This window comes from Haemophilus haemolyticus, assembly GCF_003493605.1.
Lineage (GTDB): Bacteria > Pseudomonadota > Gammaproteobacteria > Enterobacterales > Pasteurellaceae > Haemophilus > Haemophilus haemolyticus_J.
The window spans coordinates 84,157-106,742 of record NZ_QQKA01000006.1; the positions used below are offsets into that span (position 1 = coordinate 84,157).

Annotated in this window: 18 protein-coding genes; 6 read left to right on the top strand and 12 right to left on the bottom strand. The window is 39.1% G+C overall.

The genetic code is table 11. From position 1 onward, the window contains the following. Positions 1-27: 27 nt before the first annotated feature. From DV424_RS05700 to aceE, 7 genes are all read right to left on the bottom strand, one after another. Complete coding sequence (locus DV424_RS05700) at positions 28-1,272, bottom strand: nucleobase:cation symporter-2 family protein (protein WP_005628846.1); 1,245 nt, start codon at positions 1,270-1,272, stop codon at positions 28-30. 110 nt (positions 1,273-1,382) lie between these two features. Beyond that, a complete protein-coding gene (gene upp, locus DV424_RS05705) occupies positions 1,383-2,009 on the bottom strand; it encodes a uracil phosphoribosyltransferase (protein ID WP_013525717.1) in 627 nt (208 codons plus the stop codon). Positions 2,010-2,148: 139 nt separating this feature from the next. Beyond that, the gene (dnaX, locus tag DV424_RS05710) at positions 2,149-4,218 is read right to left on the bottom strand and encodes a DNA polymerase III subunit gamma/tau (RefSeq protein ID WP_118859368.1); all 2,070 of its coding nucleotides are present in this window, start codon (positions 4,216-4,218) and stop codon (positions 2,149-2,151) included. An 11-nt stretch (positions 4,219-4,229) separates the two neighbouring features. After that, positions 4,230-4,772: an adenine phosphoribosyltransferase gene (gene apt, locus DV424_RS05715; protein ID WP_118859369.1), complete on the bottom strand. Its 543-nt coding sequence runs from the start codon at positions 4,770-4,772 to the stop codon at positions 4,230-4,232. 158 nt (positions 4,773-4,930) lie between these two features. Further along, complete coding sequence (gene lpdA, locus DV424_RS05720; protein ID WP_118859370.1) at positions 4,931-6,355, bottom strand: dihydrolipoyl dehydrogenase; 1,425 nt, start codon at positions 6,353-6,355, stop codon at positions 4,931-4,933. A gap of 100 nt (positions 6,356-6,455) precedes the next feature. Beyond that, positions 6,456-8,345 carry a pyruvate dehydrogenase complex dihydrolipoyllysine-residue acetyltransferase gene (aceF, locus tag DV424_RS05725; protein ID WP_118859371.1) on the bottom strand — a complete coding sequence of 630 codons (1,890 nt, stop codon included), beginning with the start codon at positions 8,343-8,345 and terminating at the stop codon, positions 6,456-6,458. Positions 8,346-8,407: 62 nt separating this feature from the next. Next, positions 8,408-11,068 (bottom strand): pyruvate dehydrogenase (acetyl-transferring), homodimeric type, encoded by a 2,661-nt coding sequence (aceE, locus tag DV424_RS05730; RefSeq protein ID WP_118859372.1) that lies wholly within the window; start codon positions 11,066-11,068, stop codon positions 8,408-8,410. Positions 11,069-11,370: 302 nt separating this feature from the next. Between aceE and mgsA the strand changes: the two genes are divergently transcribed. After that, positions 11,371-11,829 carry a methylglyoxal synthase gene (mgsA, locus tag DV424_RS05735; protein WP_118859373.1) on the top strand — a complete coding sequence of 153 codons (459 nt, stop codon included), beginning with the start codon at positions 11,371-11,373 and terminating at the stop codon, positions 11,827-11,829. A 67-nt stretch (positions 11,830-11,896) separates the two neighbouring features. Here the strand turns inward: mgsA and DV424_RS05740 are convergent, their stop codons facing one another. Continuing rightward, positions 11,897-13,336 carry a YdgA family protein gene (locus DV424_RS05740; protein WP_118859374.1) on the bottom strand — a complete coding sequence of 480 codons (1,440 nt, stop codon included), beginning with the start codon at positions 13,334-13,336 and terminating at the stop codon, positions 11,897-11,899. A 251-nt stretch (positions 13,337-13,587) separates the two neighbouring features. Here DV424_RS05740 and dnaK point away from each other — a divergent pair, with 251 nt between their 5' ends. The 4 genes from dnaK (at position 13,588) to dnaJ (ending at position 17,738) form a co-directional block, all read left to right on the top strand. Beyond that, positions 13,588-15,495 carry a molecular chaperone DnaK gene (gene dnaK / locus DV424_RS05745; RefSeq protein WP_118859375.1) on the top strand — a complete coding sequence of 636 codons (1,908 nt, stop codon included), beginning with the start codon at positions 13,588-13,590 and terminating at the stop codon, positions 15,493-15,495. A 232-nt stretch (positions 15,496-15,727) separates the two neighbouring features. Further along, positions 15,728-16,132: a GyrI-like domain-containing protein gene (locus tag DV424_RS05750; protein ID WP_118859376.1), complete on the top strand. Its 405-nt coding sequence runs from the start codon at positions 15,728-15,730 to the stop codon at positions 16,130-16,132. A gap of 62 nt (positions 16,133-16,194) precedes the next feature. Then, a complete protein-coding gene (locus DV424_RS05755; protein ID WP_118859377.1) occupies positions 16,195-16,587 on the top strand; it encodes a hypothetical protein in 393 nt (130 codons plus the stop codon). Between the two features lie 2 nt (positions 16,588-16,589). Further along, complete coding sequence (gene dnaJ, locus DV424_RS05760; RefSeq protein WP_118859378.1) at positions 16,590-17,738, top strand: molecular chaperone DnaJ; 1,149 nt, start codon at positions 16,590-16,592, stop codon at positions 17,736-17,738. A gap of 78 nt (positions 17,739-17,816) precedes the next feature. Here the strand turns inward: dnaJ and proA are convergent, their stop codons facing one another. Together proA and DV424_RS05770 are read right to left on the bottom strand one after the other, a co-directional pair. Continuing rightward, on the bottom strand, positions 17,817-19,070 hold the full coding sequence (gene proA / locus DV424_RS05765) for a glutamate-5-semialdehyde dehydrogenase (protein WP_118859379.1): 1,254 nt from the start codon (positions 19,068-19,070) through the stop codon (positions 17,817-17,819). Positions 19,071-19,090: 20 nt separating this feature from the next. Further along, positions 19,091-19,753: a trimeric intracellular cation channel family protein gene (locus tag DV424_RS05770; protein ID WP_118859380.1), complete on the bottom strand. Its 663-nt coding sequence runs from the start codon at positions 19,751-19,753 to the stop codon at positions 19,091-19,093. A gap of 97 nt (positions 19,754-19,850) precedes the next feature. Between DV424_RS05770 and DV424_RS05775 the strand changes: the two genes are divergently transcribed. Continuing rightward, positions 19,851-20,651: a hypothetical protein gene (locus DV424_RS05775; protein ID WP_118859381.1), complete on the top strand. Its 801-nt coding sequence runs from the start codon at positions 19,851-19,853 to the stop codon at positions 20,649-20,651. Between the two features lie 32 nt (positions 20,652-20,683). Here the strand turns inward: DV424_RS05775 and DV424_RS05780 are convergent, their stop codons facing one another. After that, positions 20,684-21,880 (bottom strand): Bcr/CflA family multidrug efflux MFS transporter, encoded by a 1,197-nt coding sequence (locus tag DV424_RS05780; RefSeq protein ID WP_118845526.1) that lies wholly within the window; start codon positions 21,878-21,880, stop codon positions 20,684-20,686. Between the two features lies 1 nt (position 21,881). Then, complete coding sequence (gene rsuA / locus DV424_RS05785; protein ID WP_118859382.1) at positions 21,882-22,580, bottom strand: 16S rRNA pseudouridine(516) synthase RsuA; 699 nt, start codon at positions 22,578-22,580, stop codon at positions 21,882-21,884. Positions 22,581-22,586 lie beyond the last annotated feature (6 nt).

Consider the following 22,586-nt stretch of genomic DNA (forward strand, 5'->3'; position numbering starts at 1 on the left):
TGGTATTTAACCCTTTTAAAAGGAGCCTTATTCTACTTCATTTTTTGCTTTCGGTAAAACAAGGTTTAAGATGATAGCCACAATCGCACATAAGCTGATACCTTTTAGTGATACGTTACCCACATCTACAAACATATTGCCGATACCAAATGTCATGACGACAGAAATAATACACAGATTACGTGCTTCGGTAACATCAACTTTGCCACGAATTAAGGTGCTCATGCCCACGACTGCGATTGAACCGAAAACAAGCATCATAATTCCACCCATTACAATAGTTGGAATCGTTGATAGGAATGCGCCTACTTTTCCACAGAATGAAATAGCAATAGCCCAAACTGCAGCCCAAGTCATAATATTAGGGTTGAAATTTCTGGTTAACATTACGGCACCAGTTACTTCCGCATAGGTTGTATTTGGTGGCCCGCCCACTAAAGATGCAGCTGCTGTTGCTAAGCCATCACCTAATAAAGTGCGGTGTAATCCTGGTTTTTTTAAAAAGTCTTTACCTGTTACAGAGCTGATTGCCATGATGCCACCCACGTGTTCTACTGCAGGTGCAATGGCAATTGGTAACATATAAAGAATAGCTTCTAGGTTAAATTCAGGCGCAGTTAATTTTGGTAAGCTGAACCAAGGTGCATCAATCACTGGTTGGAAATTAATTAAACCTAGGAATAAACATAAAATATAGCCCGCAGTAATACCAAACATAATCGGGATGAGTTTCATCAATCCTTTGGCAAATACAGCTACAGATAAAGTAGTAAGAAGAGTTACCATTGAAACTAATACCGCATCGTTATACGCATAAGCACTGTTTTTGCCTAATGACATATCAACTGCCACAGGGGCAAGTCCCATACCAATGATAATAATTACTGGGCCAACTACAATCGGTGGGAAAATGCGTTGTAATGCTTCTGTTCCGCGTAATTTTACTAACATGCTTAGCGCTAGATATACAAGACCAGCAGATGCTAAACCACCCATAGTGGTTGCAATGCCCCAAGTTTGAACACCATATTGAATTGGCGCGATAAAGGCAAAAGATGAGGCTAAGAAAATAGGAACTTGTTTGCCAGTGCAAAGTTGGAAGAGTAGGGTGCCAACGCCTGCAGTTAATAATGCTGTATTGGAATCAAGTCCTGTAATTAATGGTACAAGAACGAGCGCACCAAATGCGACGAAGAGCATTTGTAGGCCAACGAATGATTGTTTTAATGTACTTTGTTTTTCCGAAGGGAAAGAAGAAGTTTGATTTGTCATTTAGTTTCAACTCTCTGTTTGAATTAACTTAAAGTGCGGTCAGTTTTTCTTGTGTTTCACGCACACAAAAAGACGGCAAGAAAATGCCGTCCATCTTTTATTTTTGGGGATTATTTTGTCCCAAAAATTTTATCGCCCGCGTCACCTAGACCCGGAATAATGTAACCCTGTTCATTTAGGTGGCTATCAATAGAAGCGCAGTAAAGTTCAATGTCAGGGTGTGCAGCCTCAAGAGCTTTAATTCCTTCTGGGGCAGCGACTAACACTAATACTTTGATATGTTTACAACCTTTTGCTTTTAAAAGATCGAGGGTTGCAATCATAGAACCACCAGTTGCAAGCATCGGATCGACCACAATTGCGAGACGCTCTTCTAAATCGCTAGCTAATTTTTGGAAGTAAGGGACTGGTTCAAGGGTCTCTTCATTACGGTAGATCCCCACTACACTGATACGTGCGCTTGGTACATGTTCAAGTACACCATCCATCATACCTAAACCTGCACGTAAAATTGGAACAACCGTTACTTTTTTACCTTTAATTCGATCGATTTCTACTGGCCCATTCCAACCGTTGATTGTTACTTTTTCAGTTTCTAAATCAGAGGTTGCTTCATAGGTTAATAGGCTACCGATTTCTGTTGCAAGTTCACGGAATTTTTTTGTATCAATCTCAGCTTCACGCATCACACCTAGTTTGTGTTTTACAAGTGGGTGTTTTACTTCAACCAGTTTCATTTTCACTCTCCTTTTGGCTCTTAAAAAACAAATTGACGAATTTTAGATTAAAAATATACAAAATGGTAGAGCTTAATAAAAATATTCTGATGATTTTATAAATTTGACAGGGAAATTGTGAGGGGAAAACACAATATTTTTAAACTGGTCGAATACTCTCTATATCTAATTTTGCATCAAACTCATTGAGCAGAATTTGTAATTTACTATCTTTTTGCAACTCATTTTGAGCTTTTTCCCGCAATGCTTTATAAATATGGCGGCGATATTCAATTGGCGTCGTGACATTGCTATCATCAAGATTAATTGTTAATCGAATATCTTTACCTTGTAATTTGCTTAATGCTTCAGCTAAATTTTTTATACTTCTGTCTTGGCGTAAATGGGATTTTTCTGAATGTAGTCCAAGATTGATTTCATCATTAGTTTTGCTTTGTAAGAAACAATTTAACGCTAATTCTTTGCTAAATCCTGTTACACCAGAACGCTCAACTATATCTGCCCATTCATCTTGTTGTTGAGTTTGGGTAATGATTTTTAAGCGTAGTTCAGGCGTAATATCTTTTAAAATCGCCTGTTTTATATCGGAAGGACGAACGCCTGTATCGGCTTTAGCAAGTTCTGGATTGCTCCATTCCCAACGATAGGTGTTAGCACTCAAGATTTCTTGCTCATCTTGAGCAATTTCTACATTATCATCACTTGAATTTTTTTCTGTGCTATTTTCTTGTGGAGTCTGTGCGGCATTTGGTGGTGATGTTGGCTTTTCTATGTGCTTGGGCTTTGGCTCAGTCATTTCTCGCACGGGAAGTGCGGTCATTTTTTTATGAGATTTTTCTTCATCCAGTTCTTGGATGTGATGTAAAGTTTCACTTACCGCAGCTAATGATTCAGCTTTGTGTTCTTGACGTTCTTGGTTTTCGAGTTGTGTTAAATGTTCAAGCGCATCTAGAGCTGAAAGGCTTGCCAAATTTGGAATGCTCGTTTTATTTGGTTTTGCTTGAGGAGAATAAGCTGATTTTATACTTTGCGACAGTACCGGCACATCTACATAATTACCTGTATTTTCAACCGCACTTGGCGTTGAGGGCGGTGGAGTAATTGTAGTGTTAGCCTCTGGTACTGCCGTAAGGAACTTTGGGTGGAATGCCAATGCCCTCAATAATGTCATTTCTGTGCCAATACGACGGTTTGGCGCATTTGATAAATCTTTTCTACCAGAAACAATGACTTGATAAAAAAACTGAACATCTTCTGGAGAGATATGTTTGGCTAAAAATGAAAAATGTTCATTGTTATCTGAATATTTTTGTGGAAGAAGTTGCATGAGTGCAATTTGATGTAATTTTTCTGCACATTCGCTAAGTAATTTATCCCAATCGCCTGCTGCATCTGCAACTCTTTGCAGTGTTCGCATTAAGAGTTCACCATTGCCTTGATGTAAGGCGTATAAAATATCAACAGAATAGTTATCATCAAGCAACCCTAACATATTGCTTACAACACTATTCGTAACTTGTCGGTCACCCATAGCAATGGCTTGATCGGTTAAACTTAAGCTATCACGAATACTTCCTTGCGCCGCTTTTGCAAGTTTAACTAATGCGGGATCTTCAAAAGGAATATTTTCTTGCGTCAGAATATGGGCAAGATGTTGGGAGATTTGGGTTTCATCTAAGGCTTTGAGATGAAATTGTAAGCAGCGAGAAAGAATGGTTACAGGTAATTTTTGTGGATCCGTTGTCGCGAGTAAAAATTTTACGTATTCGGGTGGTTCTTCCAACGTCTTGAGCAACGCATTAAATGAATGACGAGACAGCATGTGGACTTCATCGATTAAGTAAACCTTAAATCTTCCGACAACAGGTTTATATTGCACGTTATCCAATAATTCACGCGTATCTTCAACCTTTGTGCGTGATGCCGCATCAATTTCAATTAAATCAATGAAATTGCCTTGCTCAATGGCTTTACAATTTTCACATTCACCACAAGGTGTAGCTGTTACACCATGTACACAATTTAATCCTTTTGCAAATAATCTGGCAATAGAGGTTTTCCCTACACCACGCGTGCCTGAAAAGAGGTAAGCGTGATGTAGTCGATTATCTTTTAATCCATTTGCTAATGCCGTGATAATGTGTTCTTGCCCAACGACATCAGCAAATGTTTTTGGTCGCCATTTTCTGGCTAAGACTTGATAGCTCATCGAATTATTAATTAATGACCTTCAAAATTGACGAGTGTATAGCAATCAACGCCCAAATTATTTAAGCGTTTTTCGCCACCTAATTCAGGTAAATTAATCACAAATGCAGCGTGTTTTACCACTCCACCTAAACGTTGCACTAATTTTACTGTTGCTTCAACGGTGCCGCCTGTTGCTAATAAATCATCAATGATTAAAACATTGTCACCTTCTGAAATTGCATCAACGTGCATTTCCAAAGTATCTTGACCATATTCTAGTTGATAAGATTGAGAAATGGTTTCACGTGGTAATTTTTTAGGTTTACGTACTAATTCGAAAGGTAAACCTAGTGCTAAGGCAACGGGTGCGCCAAAAATAAAGCCACGAGATTCAGTTCCAAGCACCTTGGTGATTCCTTTATCGCGATATTGTTCCACAATAAGATCTACTGTTGTTTTAAAAGCTGCTGGAACTTCTAAAAGGGTAGTAATGTCGCGGAAGATAATGCCTTCTTTTGGATAGTTAGGAATTGATTTGATAGAAGATTTAATTAAATCAAGTTGTGTAGTCATAAATAATGCTCAAAAGTGCGGTAAAAAAAGAAACGTTTTTAGGACGGTATCTTATCATAAAAAAATAAAAAGATAGGAAAATAAAAATCCCCTATTGGGGATTTTTATTTAAGTTTGAATTTACAATTTAAGATGAATTAAAACGTCTTAAATAGAAATTATTTTTTCTTCGCTTTTGCATTTGGAAGGTCAGTGATTGAGCCTTCAAATACTTCCGCAGCTAAACCAACAGACTCGTGTAAAGTTGGGTGAGCGTGGATAGTTAATGCAATATCTTCTGCATCGCAACCCATCTCGATGGCAAGACCGATTTCACCTAATAATTCACCACCGTTAGAACCTACGATTGCACCGCCAAGTACACGATGAGTATCTTTATCAAAGATTAACTTCGTCATACCTTCTGAACATTCAGAAGCAATCGCGCGGCCTGATGCAGCCCAAGGGAATTTAGCCACTTCGTAGTTTAAACCTTCTTGTTTACATTCTTTCTCAGTTTTACCTACCCAAGCCACTTCTGGTTCGGTATAAGCGATTGATGGAATCACTTTAGGATCGAAGTAGTGTTTTTGTCCCGCAATGACTTCTGCAGCAACGTGGCCTTCGTGAACACCTTTGTGTGCTAACATTGGTTGACCAACAATATCGCCGATTGCAAAGATATGCGGCACGTTGGTACGCATTTGTTTATCAACATGAATGAAACCACGATCATCCACTTCAACGCCTGCTTTACCTGCATCAATCAATTTGCCATTTGGTACACGACCGATAGCGACGAGTACTGCATCGTAACGTTTGGTGTCATTGCATGCTTTGCCTTCCATTGAAACGTAGATACCATCATCTTTTGCTTCAACGGCAGTCACTTTGGTTTCAAGCATTAACTTGAATTTTTTCTCAACTTGTTTAGTGTAAATACCAACAACATCTTTATCTGCTGCAGGAATCACTTGGTCGAACATTTCCACCACTTCAATTTCTGAACCTAATGCGTGGTAAACCGTACCCATTTCTAAACCGATGATACCGCCACCCATAATGAGAAGTTTTTTAGGTACTTCTTTTAATTTTAGCGCATCAGTTGAGTTCCAAATACGTGGATCTTCATGTGGAATAAATGGTAATTCAATGGGGCGAGAGCCTGCTGCAATAATAGCATTATCAAATTTGATTGTAGTTGGATGCCCATCACGGTCACGCGCGACTAAAGTATTAGGATCAGTAAATGCTGCCAAGCCTTCAACAACAGTGACTTTACGCGCTTTTGCCATCCCAGCTAAACCGCTGGTTAATTTTGCCACAACCGCTTCTTTACCCGCACGAACTTCATCTAAATCAATTCTTGGCTCGCCAAAGTAAATACCATTTTTGCTTGCGTGTTTTGCTTCTTCAATCACTTTTGCTACATGTAACAATGCTTTAGATGGAATACAACCTACATTTAAACATACCCCACCAAGAGTTGAATAACGTTCAACTAATACAGTTTCTAAGCCTAAATCCGCACAACGGAACGCCGCGGAATAACCTGCTGGGCCAGCACCAAGTACGACGACTTGGGTTTTAATTTCTTTACTCATTTTTACCTCGTAAAAACGTTCAAAATATTGACCGCACTTTTAGCGATCATAATGGATTTGCTAAAACGCCCTTTCTTCTAATTAGAAGAAAGGGGCGTTATTACATAATCAAACGGCGTAAATCTGCTAATACAGCACCGATATAGCTGATGAATCGTGCACCATCCGCACCATCAATGACACGGTGGTCGAATGATAATGACATTGGAAGAATTAAGCGTGGCGCAAATTCTTTACCATTCCATACAGGCTCCATCGATGATTTAGATACACCAAGGATGGCCACTTCTGGCGCGTTTACGATTGGTGCAAAGTGAGTTGTACCAATACCGCCAAGACTTGAAATGGTGAAGCAGCCACCTTGCATATCAGATGCAGTCAATTTGCCTTCACGGGCTTTTTTCGATACTTCCATTAATTCACGCGAAAGTTCGATAATGCCTTTCTTGTTCACATTTTTGAATACAGGCACGACTAAGCCATTTGGCGTATCTACTGCTACACCAATGTTAATATATTTTTTCAGGATTAAGCGTTGTGCATCTTCGGTAATTGAGCTGTTGAAACGTGGATACGCTTCTAATGCTTTTGCCACAGCTTTCATAATGAACACAACTGGCGTGATTTTTACGCCTAGTTTTTGTTTTTCTGCTAACGCATTTTGTTCTTTACGGAATGCTTCTAAATCCGTGATATCTGCTTTATCGAAGTGAGTAACATGTGGAATCATTACCCAGTTACGATGTAAGTTAGCACCTGAAATTTTGTTGATACGACTTAATTCAACTTCTTCAACTTCACCGAATTTACTGAAGTCAACTTTAGGCCATGGTAATAAGCCTAGGCCAGCACCATTGGCTACACCATTGCCAGAAGCTTGTGCTGTTGCACCGCTTTCATAAGCTTTAACCGCGGTCTTCACATAAGCTTCAATATCTTCTTTAACGATACGACCTTTACGACCTGTACCTTTTACTTTATCTAAGTTTACGCCAAATTCACGTGCTAAACGACGAATAACTGGAGTAGCATGCGCATAGCCAGCGCTTGCCACTACTTGTTCTTGGCTTAAGCCAGATACATTGCCTGATTGAGCCGGTTGTGCAGCTGGCGCAGGTGATGCAACTTGTGGTGCTGGCGCAGATGTTGCCACAGCTGGCGCTGCACTCGCCACTTCAAAGCGCATAATTAGTGAACCAGTCGATACTTTATCGCCTGATTTCACTAGAATTTCTTTTACTACGCCGCCAAATGGAGCTGGAACTTCCATTGACGCTTTATCACCTTCAACGGTAATTAATGATTGATCTTCTGAAACAGTATCACCAACGGCAACCATAATTTCGGTTACATTGACTTCATCGCCACCAATATCTGGCACATTCACATCTTTAATTGCAGATGTTGTAGCAGCTACAGGCGCCGCTGTTTGAGCTGGTGCTGATGCAGCAACTGGAGCTGTTGATGCAGTTTCAAATTTCATGATAAGTTTGCCTGTTGAAACTTTATCACCGACATTAATTAAAATTTCTTTTACTACGCCAGCAATTGGTGCTGGAACTTCCATTGAAGCTTTATCGCCTTCAACATTGATGATTGATTGATCAACTTCAACACTATCACCCACTTTAACCATAATTTCAGTAACGTTTACTTCATCAGAACCGATGTCTGGTACGTTTACTTCAACAACAGCTGACGCAGTTGGTGCAGTAGTGGCTACTGGGGCTGCAGGTGCTTCAGCCACTGGCGCTGCACCCGCCGCTTCTAATACGAGCATTGGGGTGCCTGTTGTGACTTTATCACCGACTTTGACTAAAACCTCTTTTACAACACCCGCTTCTGGTGCAGGCACTTCCATTGAAGCTTTATCGCCTTCAACGTTAATGATAGATTGATCAACAGAAATGGTATCGCCTACGTTTACCATGACTTCTGTTACGGTAACTTCATCACTACCAATATCAGGAATTTGAATTTGTTTTGACATTTTTTGTTCCTTTTAAAGTGCGGTCATAAAACACGCTGTTTTTTGACCGCAGTTTTCATCAATTACGCGTAAAGCGGATTGATACGATCTACATTCAAACCGAATTTCGCAATCGCATCTGCAACAACTTGGTTCGATACTGTACCTTCTTTCGCTAATTGAGAAAGTGCAGCGACCACAACATAACGTGCATCAACTTCGAAGTGTTCACGTAAGTTTGCACGGCTATCTGAACGACCGAAACCGTCCGTACCTAATACATGATAGTGCTTACTTGGTACAAATGCACGGATTTGATCTGCGTATGCTTTAACATAGTCAGTTGAAGCAACGGTTGGTAAATCAGCTAATACTTGAGTAACGTATGGTACGCGTTGTGTCTCTGTTGGGTGTAATAAGTTCCAACGTGCTGCATCATGACCTTCACGGGCTAATTCATTGAATGAAGGTGCAGAGAATACATCTGAGGTGACACCATAATCTTTTGCAAGAATTTGTGCCGCTTCACGAACATGACGCATGATGGCACCAGAACCTAACAATTGAACGTGGCCTTTGCCTTTTTTACCTTCCACTGTTTCAAATTTATATAAACCTTTGCGAATACCTTCTTCCGCACCAGCAGGCATTGCAGGTTGATCCATAACTTCATTTAATGTTGTCATGTAATAGAATACATCTTCTTGTTTTTCGCCGTACATACGGTTAATACCGTCTTGCATGATAACGGCAACTTCAAATGCAAATGATGGATCGTAAGTGATACAGTTAGGAATAATACCCGCTTGGATATGGCTATGGCCATCTTCGTGTTGTAAGCCTTCGCCGTTTAATGTCGTACGACCTGAAGTACCACCCACCATAAAGCCACGAGCTAATTGGTCGCCTGCAGCCCACATCATATCGCCCACACGTTGGAAACCAAACATAGAGTAATAGATGAAGAATGGAATCATCGGTTGGTTGTTTACAGAGTATGAGTTTGCTGCTGCTAACCAAGATGCGGTTGCACCTAATTCGTTGATACCTTCTTGTAATACTTGACCATCTTTCGCTTCACGATAGTAAGCCACTAAATCACGATCTGAAGGCACATAGTTTTGACCATGTGGGTTATAAATACCTACTTGACGGAATAAACCTTCCATACCAAACGTACGTGCTTCGTCTGCGATCATTGGCACAATTGTTTTACCAATGTTTTTATCTTTTAATAAGATATTTAATACACGAGTAAATGCCATTGTAGTTGAAATACCACGAGGTTGTTCTTCTAATAATGCTTTAAACTCTTCTAATGCAGGAACATTATATTCAACATCAAATTTAGTACGACGAGCAGGAACATAACCGTTTAATGCTTTACGGTGGCCATGTAAGTATTCATACTCAGGCGTGCCTTCAGCAAATTTAATGTATTCTAATTTTTCTACTTGCTCATCAGTCAATGGTAAATCGAAGTAGTCACGGAAACCTTTAAGGCTTTCGTAAGACATTTTTTTAGATTGGTGAGCGGTGTTTTTACTTTCCGCTTCAGGTATTTTATAACCTTTAACTTGATGCGCTAAAATCACAACTGGTTTCGTTGCATTTTGTGCTTTTGCATAGGCTGCATATAATTTTTCGCTATCGTGTGCACCACGGCGTAATGCCCAAATTTCATCATCCGTCATATCTGCAACTAATGCAGCGGTTTCTGGATAACGACCGAAGAAATGTTCACGAACATAAGCACCATCTTTAGATTTAAAGGTTAAATAATCACCATCAACCACTTCCATCATTAACTGAGTTAATTTACCTGAAGTATCTTTAGCGAATAATTTATCCCAGTCGCTGCCCCATAAAACTTTAATCACTTCCCAGCCCGCACCAGTAAATAATCCTTCTAATTCTTGAACGATTTTACCATTACCATTAACCGGACCGTCTAAACGTTGTAAGTTACAGCTGATAGTGAAGATTAAGTTATCTAATTTTTCACGAGCCGCAAAAGTTAATGCACCTTTAGACTCAATTTCATCCATTTCACCATCGCCTAAGAATGCATAGACTTTTTGATCTTTAGTATCTTTTAAGCCACGGTTATCTAAGTATTTCAAGAAACGCGCTTGGTAGATGGCGTTCACAGGGCCTAAACCCATAGATACAGTAGAGAATTGCCAGAATTCAGGCATTAATTTAGGGTGTGGATATGAAGATAAACCATCGGTAAAGGCTTCTTGACGGAAGTTATCCATTTGTTCTTCAGTTAAACGACCTTCTAAGAATGCACGCGCATACATACCTGGAGCAGCATGGCCTTGGAAGAAAATTAAGTCGCCACCGTTTTTCTCGGTTGCTGCTTTGAAGAAGTGGTTATAGCAAACTTCATACATGGTTGCAGCAGATTGGTATGTTGAGATGTGACCACCTAAGTCAAGATCTTTTTTCTGACTGCGTAAAACCATTGCGATCGCATTCCAACGTACTGCTGAACGAATACGACGCTCAATAGCATGATCACCTGGGTAAGCAGGTTGTTCAGAAGCTGGAATAGTATTGACGTAATCGGTCGTTACACCTGTAGGCAATGAAACACCGTTAGTGCGTGCTTGGCCGATAACTTGCTCAATAATATATTGTGCACGCTCTACGCCTTCTTCACGAATCAAAGAATCTAATGATTGTAACCAATCTTGAGTTTCGATTGGATCAACGTCATTTTTTAAAATCTCAGACATAGGTTTTCCTTATCTGTTAATTAAGTGAACATTAGTTTAGTCAGCACTAAACACGAATATTAGAAATGCTTGCCTTTTTACAAACATTTAACAAATCTTGTAAATTTTAGAAGATTTTTTGAGATAAAGATAGTAAATTTTCATCAAATATCCCTGTTGAGGGCCTTGTTAATCGGTAATCTTTTGAAAGTGCGGTAATTTTTTCTTGTGTTTTTTATGCTTATCGAAATCATCAGTAAAACATTGCATTCTGTAGGGCTTTGTTTTAAAGTTTTTCAAACTTATTTCAAAAGGAATCAATAATGCATACAACCACACGAACCCTCACTCAACATAAACGTATTGCACTTGTGGCTCATGATAGCTGCAAAAAAAATTTACTGAATTGGACGCAAAAACACAAATATGCACTTAAGCCTCATATACTTTATGCGACAGGTACAACAGGGCATATTTTAGAACGAGAAACAGGTTTAAGCATTCAATCTTTATTAAGTGGTCCGATGGGCGGCGATCAACAACTTGGTGGATTAATCGCAGAAAAGAAAATCGACATGATGATCTTCTTTTGGGATCCAATGAATGCCGCACCACATGATCCTGATGTGAAAGCCCTCATGCGTATTGCAACAGTGTGGAATATCCCTGTTGCGATTAATCAAAGCTCTGCAGATTTTCTTTTAACTTCAGTTTTATTTGAACAAGATGTGGAAATTGAAGTGCCAGATTATGAAGGGTATTTAAAAGAGCGTTTAGCTTAAACTGTAACGAAAATTTACCGCACTTTATAGTGAAACAGGGCGACAATTTATCGCTCTGTTTTTGTTATCACCCAAATCCCCCCATTACAAGCATAAAGAGTACCATTTTCAACTGTTCTTCTGGGATTGGCTTACCGTTTAGTTTTAATTCGTTATTCTCTAAAGCAAGCGTTAATTTGACGGTTTTGTCCGTGCTTACGATAATGCCATTTGCTTCGTCTTCAGCAATTAATTCGTCCATTCTGTAAACTAAATCTTGCTTTTGGTTTTCTGGTACAAATTTAGATAACAATGAAATCGCAGTTTCTTTATTTACATCAAAATTGATCGAAAAATCTTTGAATTGTTTGTATAAGCCGCTGCGCATTAAATCGAATTTAGGATTTGGCACTAAAGCAATATTCAGATCCAATGCCACTTTGCCTTTTTCATCAGAAATAGAGAGAGGGGCAAATTTAATTTGAGGCTGATTATTCGCGATGGCCATGCCTGCTTGTTGTAATTTTTGCACCAATGCTTTAGGTAACGGCGTATCTGAATCAGCCTTGCCGATTGCAACTAAAATATTTAAAAGTTCTTGCAATGCGTTGCCATCAATATGGTTCAATTCTACATTGTTGGTCACTTTACCTAAGTTGTTACCGTTAATATTTAATTCATCCAGAGTTGTTTTATTGATGATATTTACTGTATCACCCTCAACTTGTGTAGTTAAATTTGCTTGGTTGTTTTTCTGAATCAGAGAGAGTTTTTCTCCAGTCTCTGCAGATTCGGTATTTTGCTCAAAATAGCCTATTTTGCTATTGATGCTTCCACTATAAATAAATGGCCATTTTGTGCTTTGTAGTGAGCCTTGTACGACAAGATCTTTTACTTTAATTGATGAAGCTGTTGAAGCTGTATGATTAGGGTAATTTGAATTAAATGCATCTACAGATAGCGTATAATTGCTTGGTTCATTTTTGTCTAAATCTACATTTAATACGACATTTGACCAACCAAAATCTGCCTTATATTGTTCATTGTGATATTGCCCCGATGCAAGTTTTAATTCCGCATTACCGCTTAATGAATAATTCATTGCGAAATTCAGTTGTAACGGTTTCTCTGATTTTGTGATATCAAAGAGTGCCTGAGTTGTTGCATTTTTTCCTAACAAGGTTTGGCTTGAAAAAATGGTTGGAACGAAATTCAGTTTCGCCACACGGTCAAGCGGCAAAGGCCCGTGATAAAGTGTTGATGATAAAGGAATAATGATCGTTTCATTTGCTTTATGAATTTCTATTTGATCTTGAATATGAGACGCAAATAATCCTCTATCAAATTTTATATTTTTATAAAAAATTTTACTTTCTTCTAATACATCTGTTTTGGCAAATAGTTGATTTAGCTGGTTGAGTTGATGTAAATATTCTTCCTCAGCTTTTTTCCCTGTAAACCATGCACCGGTACACCAAACGGCAGCAAGAGCAACGACTACGCCGGCAGCAATTTTTGATTTTTTCATTTATTTCTTTCCTATTTTAAAGTAAAAATTTTCGCCAAATTTATCACAAATCCCTTTTTCTTGCCTGAAAATTTTTGTTTTCCCCTTGAAGTTCATCATTTGAGACTTATCTTGAAAACAAGAACGGAAATCACCGCACTTTAAGAAATAAAAAATTTTTAAAATTTTCTCTTGAAATGCGAAAGAATATCCACATCTTAAAACTCGTAATAAATTACCCTGAATTTTAAAATTTTTACTAGGAGTACAAAATGGGAAAAATTATTGGTATTGACTTAGGTACAACAAACTCTTGTGTAGCTGTAATGGAAGGCGACAAAGCACGCGTAATTGAAAATGCAGAAGGTGCACGTACAACCCCTTCAATTATTGCTTATACAGATAATGAAATCTTAGTGGGTCAGCCAGCAAAACGTCAAGCAATCACTAACCCGAAAAATACATTGTTTGCGATTAAACGTTTAATTGGTCGTCGTTTTGAAAGCGAAGAAGTTCAACGCGATATTAAAATTATGCCTTTCGAAATTACTCGTGCTGACAACGGTGATGCTTGGGTAAATGTAAAAGGTGATAAATTAGCACCACCACAAATCTCTGCTGAAGTATTGAAAAAAATGAAAAAAACTGCAGAAGATTTCTTGGGTGAATCTGTAACAGAAGCGGTGATTACTGTTCCTGCATACTTTAACGATGCTCAACGTCAAGCAACTATTGATGCTGGTAAAATTGCTGGTTTAGACGTTAAACGTATCATCAATGAACCAACAGCGGCTGCGTTAGCATTCGGTTTAGGTTCAAGCAAAGAGAACCAAGTGATCGCAGTTTATGACTTAGGTGGTGGTACATTTGATATTTCAATCATCGAAATTGATAACTTTGATGGCGAACAAACTTTCGAAGTGTTAGCAACCGGTGGTAACACTCACTTAGGTGGTGAAGACTTTGATAACCGTGTAATTGATTACATTATTGATGAGTTCAAAAAAGAGCAAAACATCGATTTACGTAATGATGCAATGGCATTACAACGTGTGAAAGAGGCTGCAGAGAAAGCAAAAATTGAACTTTCATCAGCGCAATCTACCGAAGTAAACTTACCTTACATCACTGCAGATGCGACTGGCCCTAAACATTTAGCATTAAATATCACTCGTGCAAAATTAGAAGCATTAGTAGAAGATTTAGTGGCGAGCTCAATTGAGTCTTTGAAAGCTGTATTAAAAGATGCAGGTAAAGGTGTAAGTGAAATTCACGATATTATTCTTGTGGGTGGCCAAACTCGTATGCCACTTGTACAACAAAAAGTTGCAGAGTTCTTTGGTAAAGAAGCACGTAAAGATGTTAACCCTGATGAAGCGGTAGCAATCGGTGCGGCAGTTCAAGGTGGTGTATTAAAAGGTGATGTGAAAGACGTTCTTTTATTAGACGTAACCCCATTATCTTTAGGTATCGAAACCATGGGCGGCGTGATGACTACTTTAATTGAGAAAAACACCACGATTCCAACTAAAAAATCACAAGTATTCTCAACTGCGGAAGATAACCAAAGTGCGGTAACTATTCACGTTCTTCAAGGTGAACGTAAACGTGCGGCAGATAATAAATCTTTAGGTCAATTCAACCTAGAGGGTATTAATCCTGCACCGCGTGGTATGCCACAAATCGAAGTAACATTTGATATCGATGCAAACGGTGTAATCAACGTATCTGCGAAAGATAAAAATACGGGTAAAGAGCAACAAATTCGTATTCAAGCATCATCTGGTTTATCTGATGAAGAAATTCAACAAATGGTGCGTGATGCAGAAGCAAATGCTGATGCAGACCGTAAATTTGAAGAAGTTGTTCAAGCGCGTAACCAAGCAGATGGTATTGCACACGCAACACGTAAACAAATTGCAGAAGCTGGTGATGCATTGAGTGCTGCAGACAAAGAGAAAATTGAAGCAGCCGTTGCAGAGTTAGAAACTGCAGCGAAAGGTGAAGACAAAGCTGAAATCGAAGCAAAAATCGAAGCAGTCATCAAAGCGTCTGATCCACTTATGCAAGCAGCTCAAGTAAAAGCTCAACAAGCTGGTGGCGAGCAACCACAACAATCATCAGCAAAAGATGATGGCGTGGTAGATGCTGAATTTGAAGAAGTGAAAGATAATAAATAATTCACCGCTCTTCTTAGCATAAACAAAGGGCGTGGAAACACGCCCTTTTGGTGTATCTAACAAGTTCCCCTCTTTAGAAAAGAGGGGGAGGGGAGATTTGATAGCGATATCAAATTTTCTTATGAGCTAAATTTACTTCTGCCAAATCTCCCCCCGCCCCTCTTTGCTAAAGAGGGGAGAACATTACAAGCGGTCAAATTTACCCAGAATTTTGTAAATTTAAGGAATAGTTATGCCACTTACACTTTATCCACTTGCTACAATTCGTACGCATAACACAAAGGAAAATCCCGCAGAAAAGATTGGACAGCTTTGGCAGAATAATTTTGCAAAATTGCATCAAAATGAGTCTTATTATGGTGTTTATCTGAATTACGAATCGGATTTTACAGGCTATTATGATGTTGCCGTTGCTCAAGAAAGTAAACCTGAAGGCAGTTTTTCAACCATTGAAATTGAAGATCTGACTTGGTATGAAATCTTCCCCACGACTTGTGAATTAGTAGTTCAAACGTGGCAACGCATTTGGAATAAAGAAAAGCAAGGCTTATTAAAACGTGCTTATAAAGTGGATTTTGAGAAATATTATCCAAATGGAAAAGTGGATATTTACATTTCAATTTGCCCACATTGCTAAAAATAGCGAATGTAAGCGGTCAGAAATGACAAAATATTTGCAAATAAAAATACGGAAACACTATGGCAAAAAATGAAAAAACACTCTTAGCGTATAAAGTTACAGTTATTGATGGTAATGGCGTAGTAGCTAGTGAAATTATTCCAGGTAATAGTAAAGCACAGGTTCAACAAGATAATAAATACCAACATTGTTACACTGACGTTAAATTCATAGGTCGAGTCAAAATAAGCTTGGAACCAACAAGCTGTAATGCAGATGAAGCTACTATTAAAATGCAATCTAAGAAAACCAGTGCTGAAATAGAGTTTAATGAAAATAGCTATGAGGGAATGAATGATATTCAAGCTCAAATTAATCGAAAAGGACATCAATACCTTATAGATCAAACGGCACAGTTAAGAAGTAATTTACAAAGAGAATTAGATAAATATTCTGATAGCGAGAATGAATAATTATGGCAAAAAAAGATTACTACGAAGTTCTTGGTTTACAAAAAGGGGCGAGCGAGAACGATATTAAACGTGCTTATAAACGTTTAGCGTCTAAACATCACCCGGATAAAAACCAAGGCAGTAAAGAAGCAGAAGAAAAATTCAAAGAAATTAATGAAGCTTATGAAGTATTAGGCGACGATCAAAAACGCGCAGCTTATGATCAATATGGCCACGCAGCCTTTGAACAAGGTGGTGGCACAGGTGGTTTCGGCGGTGGCTTTGGCGGTGCTGATTTTGGTGATATGTTCGGTGATATTTTTGGCGATATTTTCGGCGGTGCTGGACGTGGTCGTCAGCGCGTTGTTCGTGGCGAAGACTTACGTTATGACTTAGAAATTAGCCTAGAAGAAGCTGTAAAAGGTACAACCAAAGATATTCAAATCAATACTCTTGCCCATTGTGATAGTTGTGGTGGTTCTGGGGCTGAAAAAGGTTCTAAAGTGGAAACTTGTCCGCATTGCCAAGGTTCTGGTCGAATTCGTCGTCAGCAAGGTTTCTTTGTATCTGAAAGTATTTGTCCAACTTGTCACGGTAGCGGTAAGAAAATTGAAAAACCTTGTCACAGCTGTCACGGCGAAGGACGAGTTCATAAGAAAGAAAATCTTTCAGTAAAAATTCCTGCAGGCGTAGATACGGGCAATCAACTTCGTTTAGCTGGAAAAGGCGCAGCGGGCGAAAATGGTGCGCCAGCTGGCGATTTGTATGTGGTCATTCACGTAAGAGAACATCATATTTTTGAACGTGATGGTTCTAATCTTTACTGCGAAGTACCAATTAGCTTTGCAATTGCGGCACTTGGTGGGGAAATTGAAGTTCCGACCTTAGATGGCAGAGTGAAACTTAAAATCCCAGCTGAAACGCAAACTGGAAAGTTATTCCGTATGCGAGGCAAAGGTGTCGCATCTACACGTAGTGGCTATGCGGGCGATTTGATTTGCCGTATTGTGGTAGAAACACCCGTTAATTTAACCAGCGAACAAAAAGAATTACTCCAAAAACTTGAGGAAAGTTTACAAGGTAAAGATTTAAGTAAACACGCACCAAAATCTTCAGGATTTTTGGACGGTGTGAAAAAATTCTTTGATAATTTGGGTAAATCTGACAAATAAAGATAATGAAAAAGTCTGCATTTCGCGGACTTTTTTATATGCAAATAATCTCTTCTAAAAATTACCGCACTTTGGGTTTTATTTGCGAATGGTGTATTCGCCTTCACATACCCATTTATAACTTGTTAATGCTTCTAACCCCATTGGGCCACGAGCGTGAAGTTTTTGAGTACTCACGGCAACTTCTGCGCCTAATCCAAATTGTCCGCCATCAGTAAAACGTGTGCTTGCATTCACATAAACGGCAGCCGCATCAACTTGATTGATAAATTGACGGGCTAGGTTTTGTGAAGAAGTTAAAATACTTTCAGAATGTTGCGTACCATATTGGCGGATATGCTCAATAGCAGCATGAATATCTTCCACAACAACGACATTTAAATCCAATGATCCCCATTCTTCACGCAATTCTTTTTCTGTCACTTCAGAGACGTTCGCACCCGCTTGTTTCAATATATTAAGTGCGGTGGATTTTGCATGATATTTTACGTTTTTAGCAGAGAGGTGAGAGACAAGTTTAGGTAAAAATTCTTCAGCAATAGAATGTTGAACTAACAATGTTTCCAATGTGTTACAGGTGCTTGGACGTTGGGTTTTAGCGTTATCAATAACAAAAATTGCTTTATTTTGATCCGCACTTTCTTCAACGAAAGTATGGCAAACACCCACACCACCCACAATAACTGGAATAGTCGAATGTTGTTTACACAATTCATGTAAACTCGCACCACCACGAGGAATAATCATATCCACATAGCGATCTAGTTTTAATAATTGCATAACGAGTTCACGGTTTGGATCGGTAATGGCTTGCACAGCGAATTTTGGTAAACCTGCTTGCTCTAAAGCATTTTGTACAACTTCGATTAGAATCTTGTTAGAAAACTGTGTTTCTTTACCACCGCGTAAAATCACTGCATTACCAGTTTTAAGGCAAAGACTTGCCACATCAATGGTCACATTTGGGCGAGCTTCATAAATTGTGCCAATGACGCCGAGCGGAGTGCGTACGCGTTCGATTTTAAGTCCGCTATCCAATGTACCGCCGTCTATGATTTTCCCCACAGGATCTACAAGTGAAATAACATGGCGTACATCATTAGCAATGCCTTGCAAACGTTCTTGCGTGAGCAGTAGGCGATCGATCAAGGCATCAGATAATCCATTTTGTTTAGCAAGTTCAATATCTTTTGCGTTTTCGGCTAAGATAAGCGGTGCTTGTTGTTCGAGTTGTTCTGCAATAATGGATAATGCACGATTTTTTTCAGCAGTGGTGAGTTGAGCCAAGATAAATGCTGCATCTTTGGCTTGTTTACCCATTTGTTCTAACATAGTTATTCCCTTTATTTTATTTATTTCTTTTTATTTGGCAGCTTATCTTGTTCTTCCGATGTGAGTTCTTGGTAATTAAACACCGGCAAACCCCATTCGAAATGAATAGCTAAAAGGCGTAAAGTAAAGCTGCTAATAAGTGTGAGTAACACGGCAAGTGTATGTTCTACTTGAAGTGAGCTTAATGCGTAATAAGTCAGCGTGGCAAATAGCGCAATGCTGGCGTAGAGTTCTTTTTGGAACACGAGAGGAATTCGATTGCATAGCATATCGCGTAGAACCCCGCCAAAGGCACCTGTAATACAGCCTGCAATACAAACAATAGTGAGGCTATGTCCCATATCCATTGCAATTTGCGCGCCAATAATGGAATACACCACTAAACCCATCGCATCAAGCACCAAGAAAATAGTGCAGAAATAGCGCATAAAATGATTGATGAACGGTGCAACATACACGGTAATTACCGCCGCACTTGCCACCATTAAAAAATATTCTGGGTGCTTAACCCAGCCGAGAGGATAATGCCCAAGCAGTACATCACGCACAGAGCCGCCGCCAATGGCAGTGACGGATGCGATAATAATCACGCCAAAAATATCCATTTTTTCACGACCAGCCGCAAGTGCACCTGTCATTCCTTCAGCGGTGATACCGATGATATATAAAATACTAAGTAACATTCATGTACCTAAGTGCGGTTAAAATTGGTTTCATTCTACTTTAAAATTTAATGAATTTTTAGCATAATGGCGCATTATTTTTTCGGACGTCAAAATTATGTCAGAACAATCTTCTAAATATATCGCGGCATTGCTTGCGGTATTATCGATCTCAATGGTGCTTGGAATCGATCTATTTATTTTTTCTTTGCAACCTGAAAAACAAACAATTCCTAATTTAGGTGTAGGCGTGTTGGTTGCACAGTTAATTTCGTTGTTGGTGTTTTATCGCGGTGAAATTTGCCCAGGACAACGTGGTCGTTTAATCAAAGTTAATATGACTTTTGCTATTTATTGGGCGGTGTGGTTGCTGATAAGCCTATTACAGAATAATCACACACTTACTAACGTGATGAGCGTATGTGGTCTTTCTGTCGTGTATTTTATTTGGAAACAACCAAAAACTGAAAAAATCCGTAACAGTTTTTTATTGATGGCAGCATTAATTGCGGGTTTAGGTTGCTTGAGTTATTTAATGATTTTTACCATGCTTCCTGCGAGTGCTTTTGCTGAATATAACCCGTTTGCACCGATTTTATCTGGGGTGATTTTGGCAAATCTTGCGCTTGTGATTGCACGAAATCGTTTACAAAGTTTTATAGCATTATTGCCTTTAGCCATGATTATATTGCTCGCCTTAAATGCTTTGGCAATATTTTTATTTTTACTTTTAAATGGAATGGAAAGTGCGGTTAATTCTGACAGTATTTTCGCTTACATCATTTATTTTGTTTGCCATTTTGTTATTGCGGCTATTCTGATTCTGCATAGTTTCCAAAAGTGGAAATTATCTGCCAATAGTTTATTTATCCTATTATTTATTGTTGTTTGCTTGCCGTTATGGATGGTCTTCGCTTAATAAAGAAAACAATCATTGAGCCGTAGGGATATTTACCTACGGCTTTTTAAATTTCGGCTGGTTAGAAAGTAATATGCCAATACGGAAATCGCGACACATGCTCCCATAGTAAAGAGCATTGGTGCGGCGGTATCCATTTTCATTGACGCGACTAAACTTCCCATAATTGCACCCACTGCAAAACGTACGCTACCAATCAAAGAATTTGCCGTTCCCGCCATTTGAGGACATCTTTCTAAAGCTGATGCCATTGCATTTGATGAAATCACTGGATTTGGACCGACGAAAAAGGCGACGCCAATTGCCATTGGCCAAAAACCGAGATCTAAAAGTGCGGTCAAAATTAGCCACATTCCAGAAAGGAATTGAATTGTGAGGGCTATCCGTAACATTGTTTCTGCACCCACTTTAGTGACAAATCGGCTATTCAAAAAGGAGGCAAAGATCATCGTAACGATATTCATCATGAAGAAGTAACCGAACTGATCGACGGGAACCCCATAAATGCCGATATAGACAATTGATCCTGCCGTCACAAAAGCAAACAACCCACCAAAGCCAAAAGAGGCGGCAAACATATAGCCGAGTACTTCTTTTTGCTTCCAAAGCAGAAGGAAATTGCGAGCGATAATATTTAAGCGTAGCGGAATGCGATTTTCTTTTTTATGGGTTTCTGGAATGATGAAAAAGACCAATGCTGCGGCTAATAATCCCACGAGCGAAATAACGTAAAAAATCGCGTGCCAGTGGAAAAATTTAACGATGTAGCCACCAATAATTGGCGCAACTAAAGGTGCAAGCATAAATACTAATGTGATGGTAGACATCACTTTAGATAGCTGATCTTTACTAAATAAATCACGCAATAATGCGCCAGAAAGCACAACAGGGGCAGCACCAAAGAAACCTTGCACAAAACGAAGTGCGGTGAAATTTCCGACTGAATTTATTTCGGTGAGTACTAAAGCTGTTAGCGCACCTACAATGACACCGAGTAAAATGATCGGTTTTCGTCCGAAACTATCACCAAAAGGCCCCCAAAAAAGCTGACCAAATGCCATGCCATAAGCAAAAGAAGTGAGCGTATGTTGTACTTGTTCTGGACTCACGCCGAGATCTTTCGCAATTTCTAAAAAAGACGGCAAATACATATCCACGCCAAAAGGCGGTAGCATGGAGAGAATACCGAGCGTAAGAATAAAGATAAAGGTAGATTTTTGCTGGCTCATCTTATTTTACCAAACTTTCGATTTCGTTTTGAGTCAATGGGCGGTATTCGCCTTCTTCTAATGATTCATCTAGTACAACATTCCCAATTTTCCAGCGATGTAATCTGACGACTTTATTCCCAAGTGCGGCAAACATACGTTTTACTTGATGATAGCGACCTTCGGAAATCGTCAGATTCACATTGTAATCATCTAAGATTTCTAATTTTGCTGGTTTAGTGGGCTCTTTTTCTCCGCGTAATAAAATGCCTTCCGCACAAGCCGCAGCATAATTTTCTTCTACGGGATCAGCTAAGGTCACTAAATAGGTTTTTTCACAATGATGTTTTGGGGATGTGATGCGATGTGACCATTGTCCGTCATCGGTAAGCAATACGAGGCCTGTTGTATCTACATCTAAGCGACCCGCGCTATGTAATTTTCCAGCTAAAGGGTAATCGAAAAATTGATAAATTGTTGGATAGTCGCCATCATCATTAGAACAAACACAGCCTTGCGATTTATTCAACATAAAATACTGGCCTTCTTCCACCCACGTTAATAATTGAGCTTCAAAATAGATTTCATCTTCTTGTGAAATTTGTACCGCGCCACTTTTGACAATTTCACCATTAATTTTTACCGCACTTTGGCGGATCGCTTTTGTTGCTTGAGAACGAGTTAACCCCGTATTTTCAGCAATAAATTTATCTAATCTCATTATGTT

Bases quoted from the DNA above. Each gene is read 5' to 3' on its own strand.
- DV424_RS05700 (WP_005628846.1), bottom strand. From the start codon at position 1,272: ATGACAAATCAAACTTCTTCTTTCCCTTCGGAAAAACAAAGTACATTA.
- aceE (WP_118859372.1), bottom strand. From the start codon at position 11,068: ATGTCTGAGATTTTAAAAAATGACGTTGATCCAATCGAAACTCAAGAT.
- mgsA (WP_118859373.1), top strand. From the start codon at position 11,371: ATGCATACAACCACACGAACCCTCACTCAACATAAACGTATTGCACTT.
- proA (WP_118859379.1), bottom strand. From the start codon at position 19,070: ATGTTAGAACAAATGGGTAAACAAGCCAAAGATGCAGCATTTATCTTG.
- upp (WP_013525717.1), bottom strand. From the start codon at position 2,009: ATGAAACTGGTTGAAGTAAAACACCCACTTGTAAAACACAAACTAGGT.
- apt (WP_118859369.1), bottom strand. From the start codon at position 4,772: ATGACTACACAACTTGATTTAATTAAATCTTCTATCAAATCAATTCCT.
- lpdA (WP_118859370.1), bottom strand. From the start codon at position 6,355: ATGAGTAAAGAAATTAAAACCCAAGTCGTCGTACTTGGTGCTGGCCCA.
- DV424_RS05775 (WP_118859381.1), top strand. From the start codon at position 19,851: ATGTCAGAACAATCTTCTAAATATATCGCGGCATTGCTTGCGGTATTA.
- DV424_RS05780 (WP_118845526.1), bottom strand. From the start codon at position 21,880: ATGAGCCAGCAAAAATCTACCTTTATCTTTATTCTTACGCTCGGTATT.
- DV424_RS05755 (WP_118859377.1), top strand. From the start codon at position 16,195: ATGGCAAAAAATGAAAAAACACTCTTAGCGTATAAAGTTACAGTTATT.
- dnaX (WP_118859368.1), bottom strand. From the start codon at position 4,218: ATGAGCTATCAAGTCTTAGCCAGAAAATGGCGACCAAAAACATTTGCT.
- DV424_RS05740 (WP_118859374.1), bottom strand. From the start codon at position 13,336: ATGAAAAAATCAAAAATTGCTGCCGGCGTAGTCGTTGCTCTTGCTGCC.
- dnaJ (WP_118859378.1), top strand. From the start codon at position 16,590: ATGGCAAAAAAAGATTACTACGAAGTTCTTGGTTTACAAAAAGGGGCG.
- dnaK (WP_118859375.1), top strand. From the start codon at position 13,588: ATGGGAAAAATTATTGGTATTGACTTAGGTACAACAAACTCTTGTGTA.
- DV424_RS05770 (WP_118859380.1), bottom strand. From the start codon at position 19,753: ATGTTACTTAGTATTTTATATATCATCGGTATCACCGCTGAAGGAATG.
- DV424_RS05750 (WP_118859376.1), top strand. From the start codon at position 15,728: ATGCCACTTACACTTTATCCACTTGCTACAATTCGTACGCATAACACA.
- rsuA (WP_118859382.1), bottom strand. From the start codon at position 22,580: ATGAGATTAGATAAATTTATTGCTGAAAATACGGGGTTAACTCGTTCT.
- aceF (WP_118859371.1), bottom strand. From the start codon at position 8,345: ATGTCAAAACAAATTCAAATTCCTGATATTGGTAGTGATGAAGTTACC.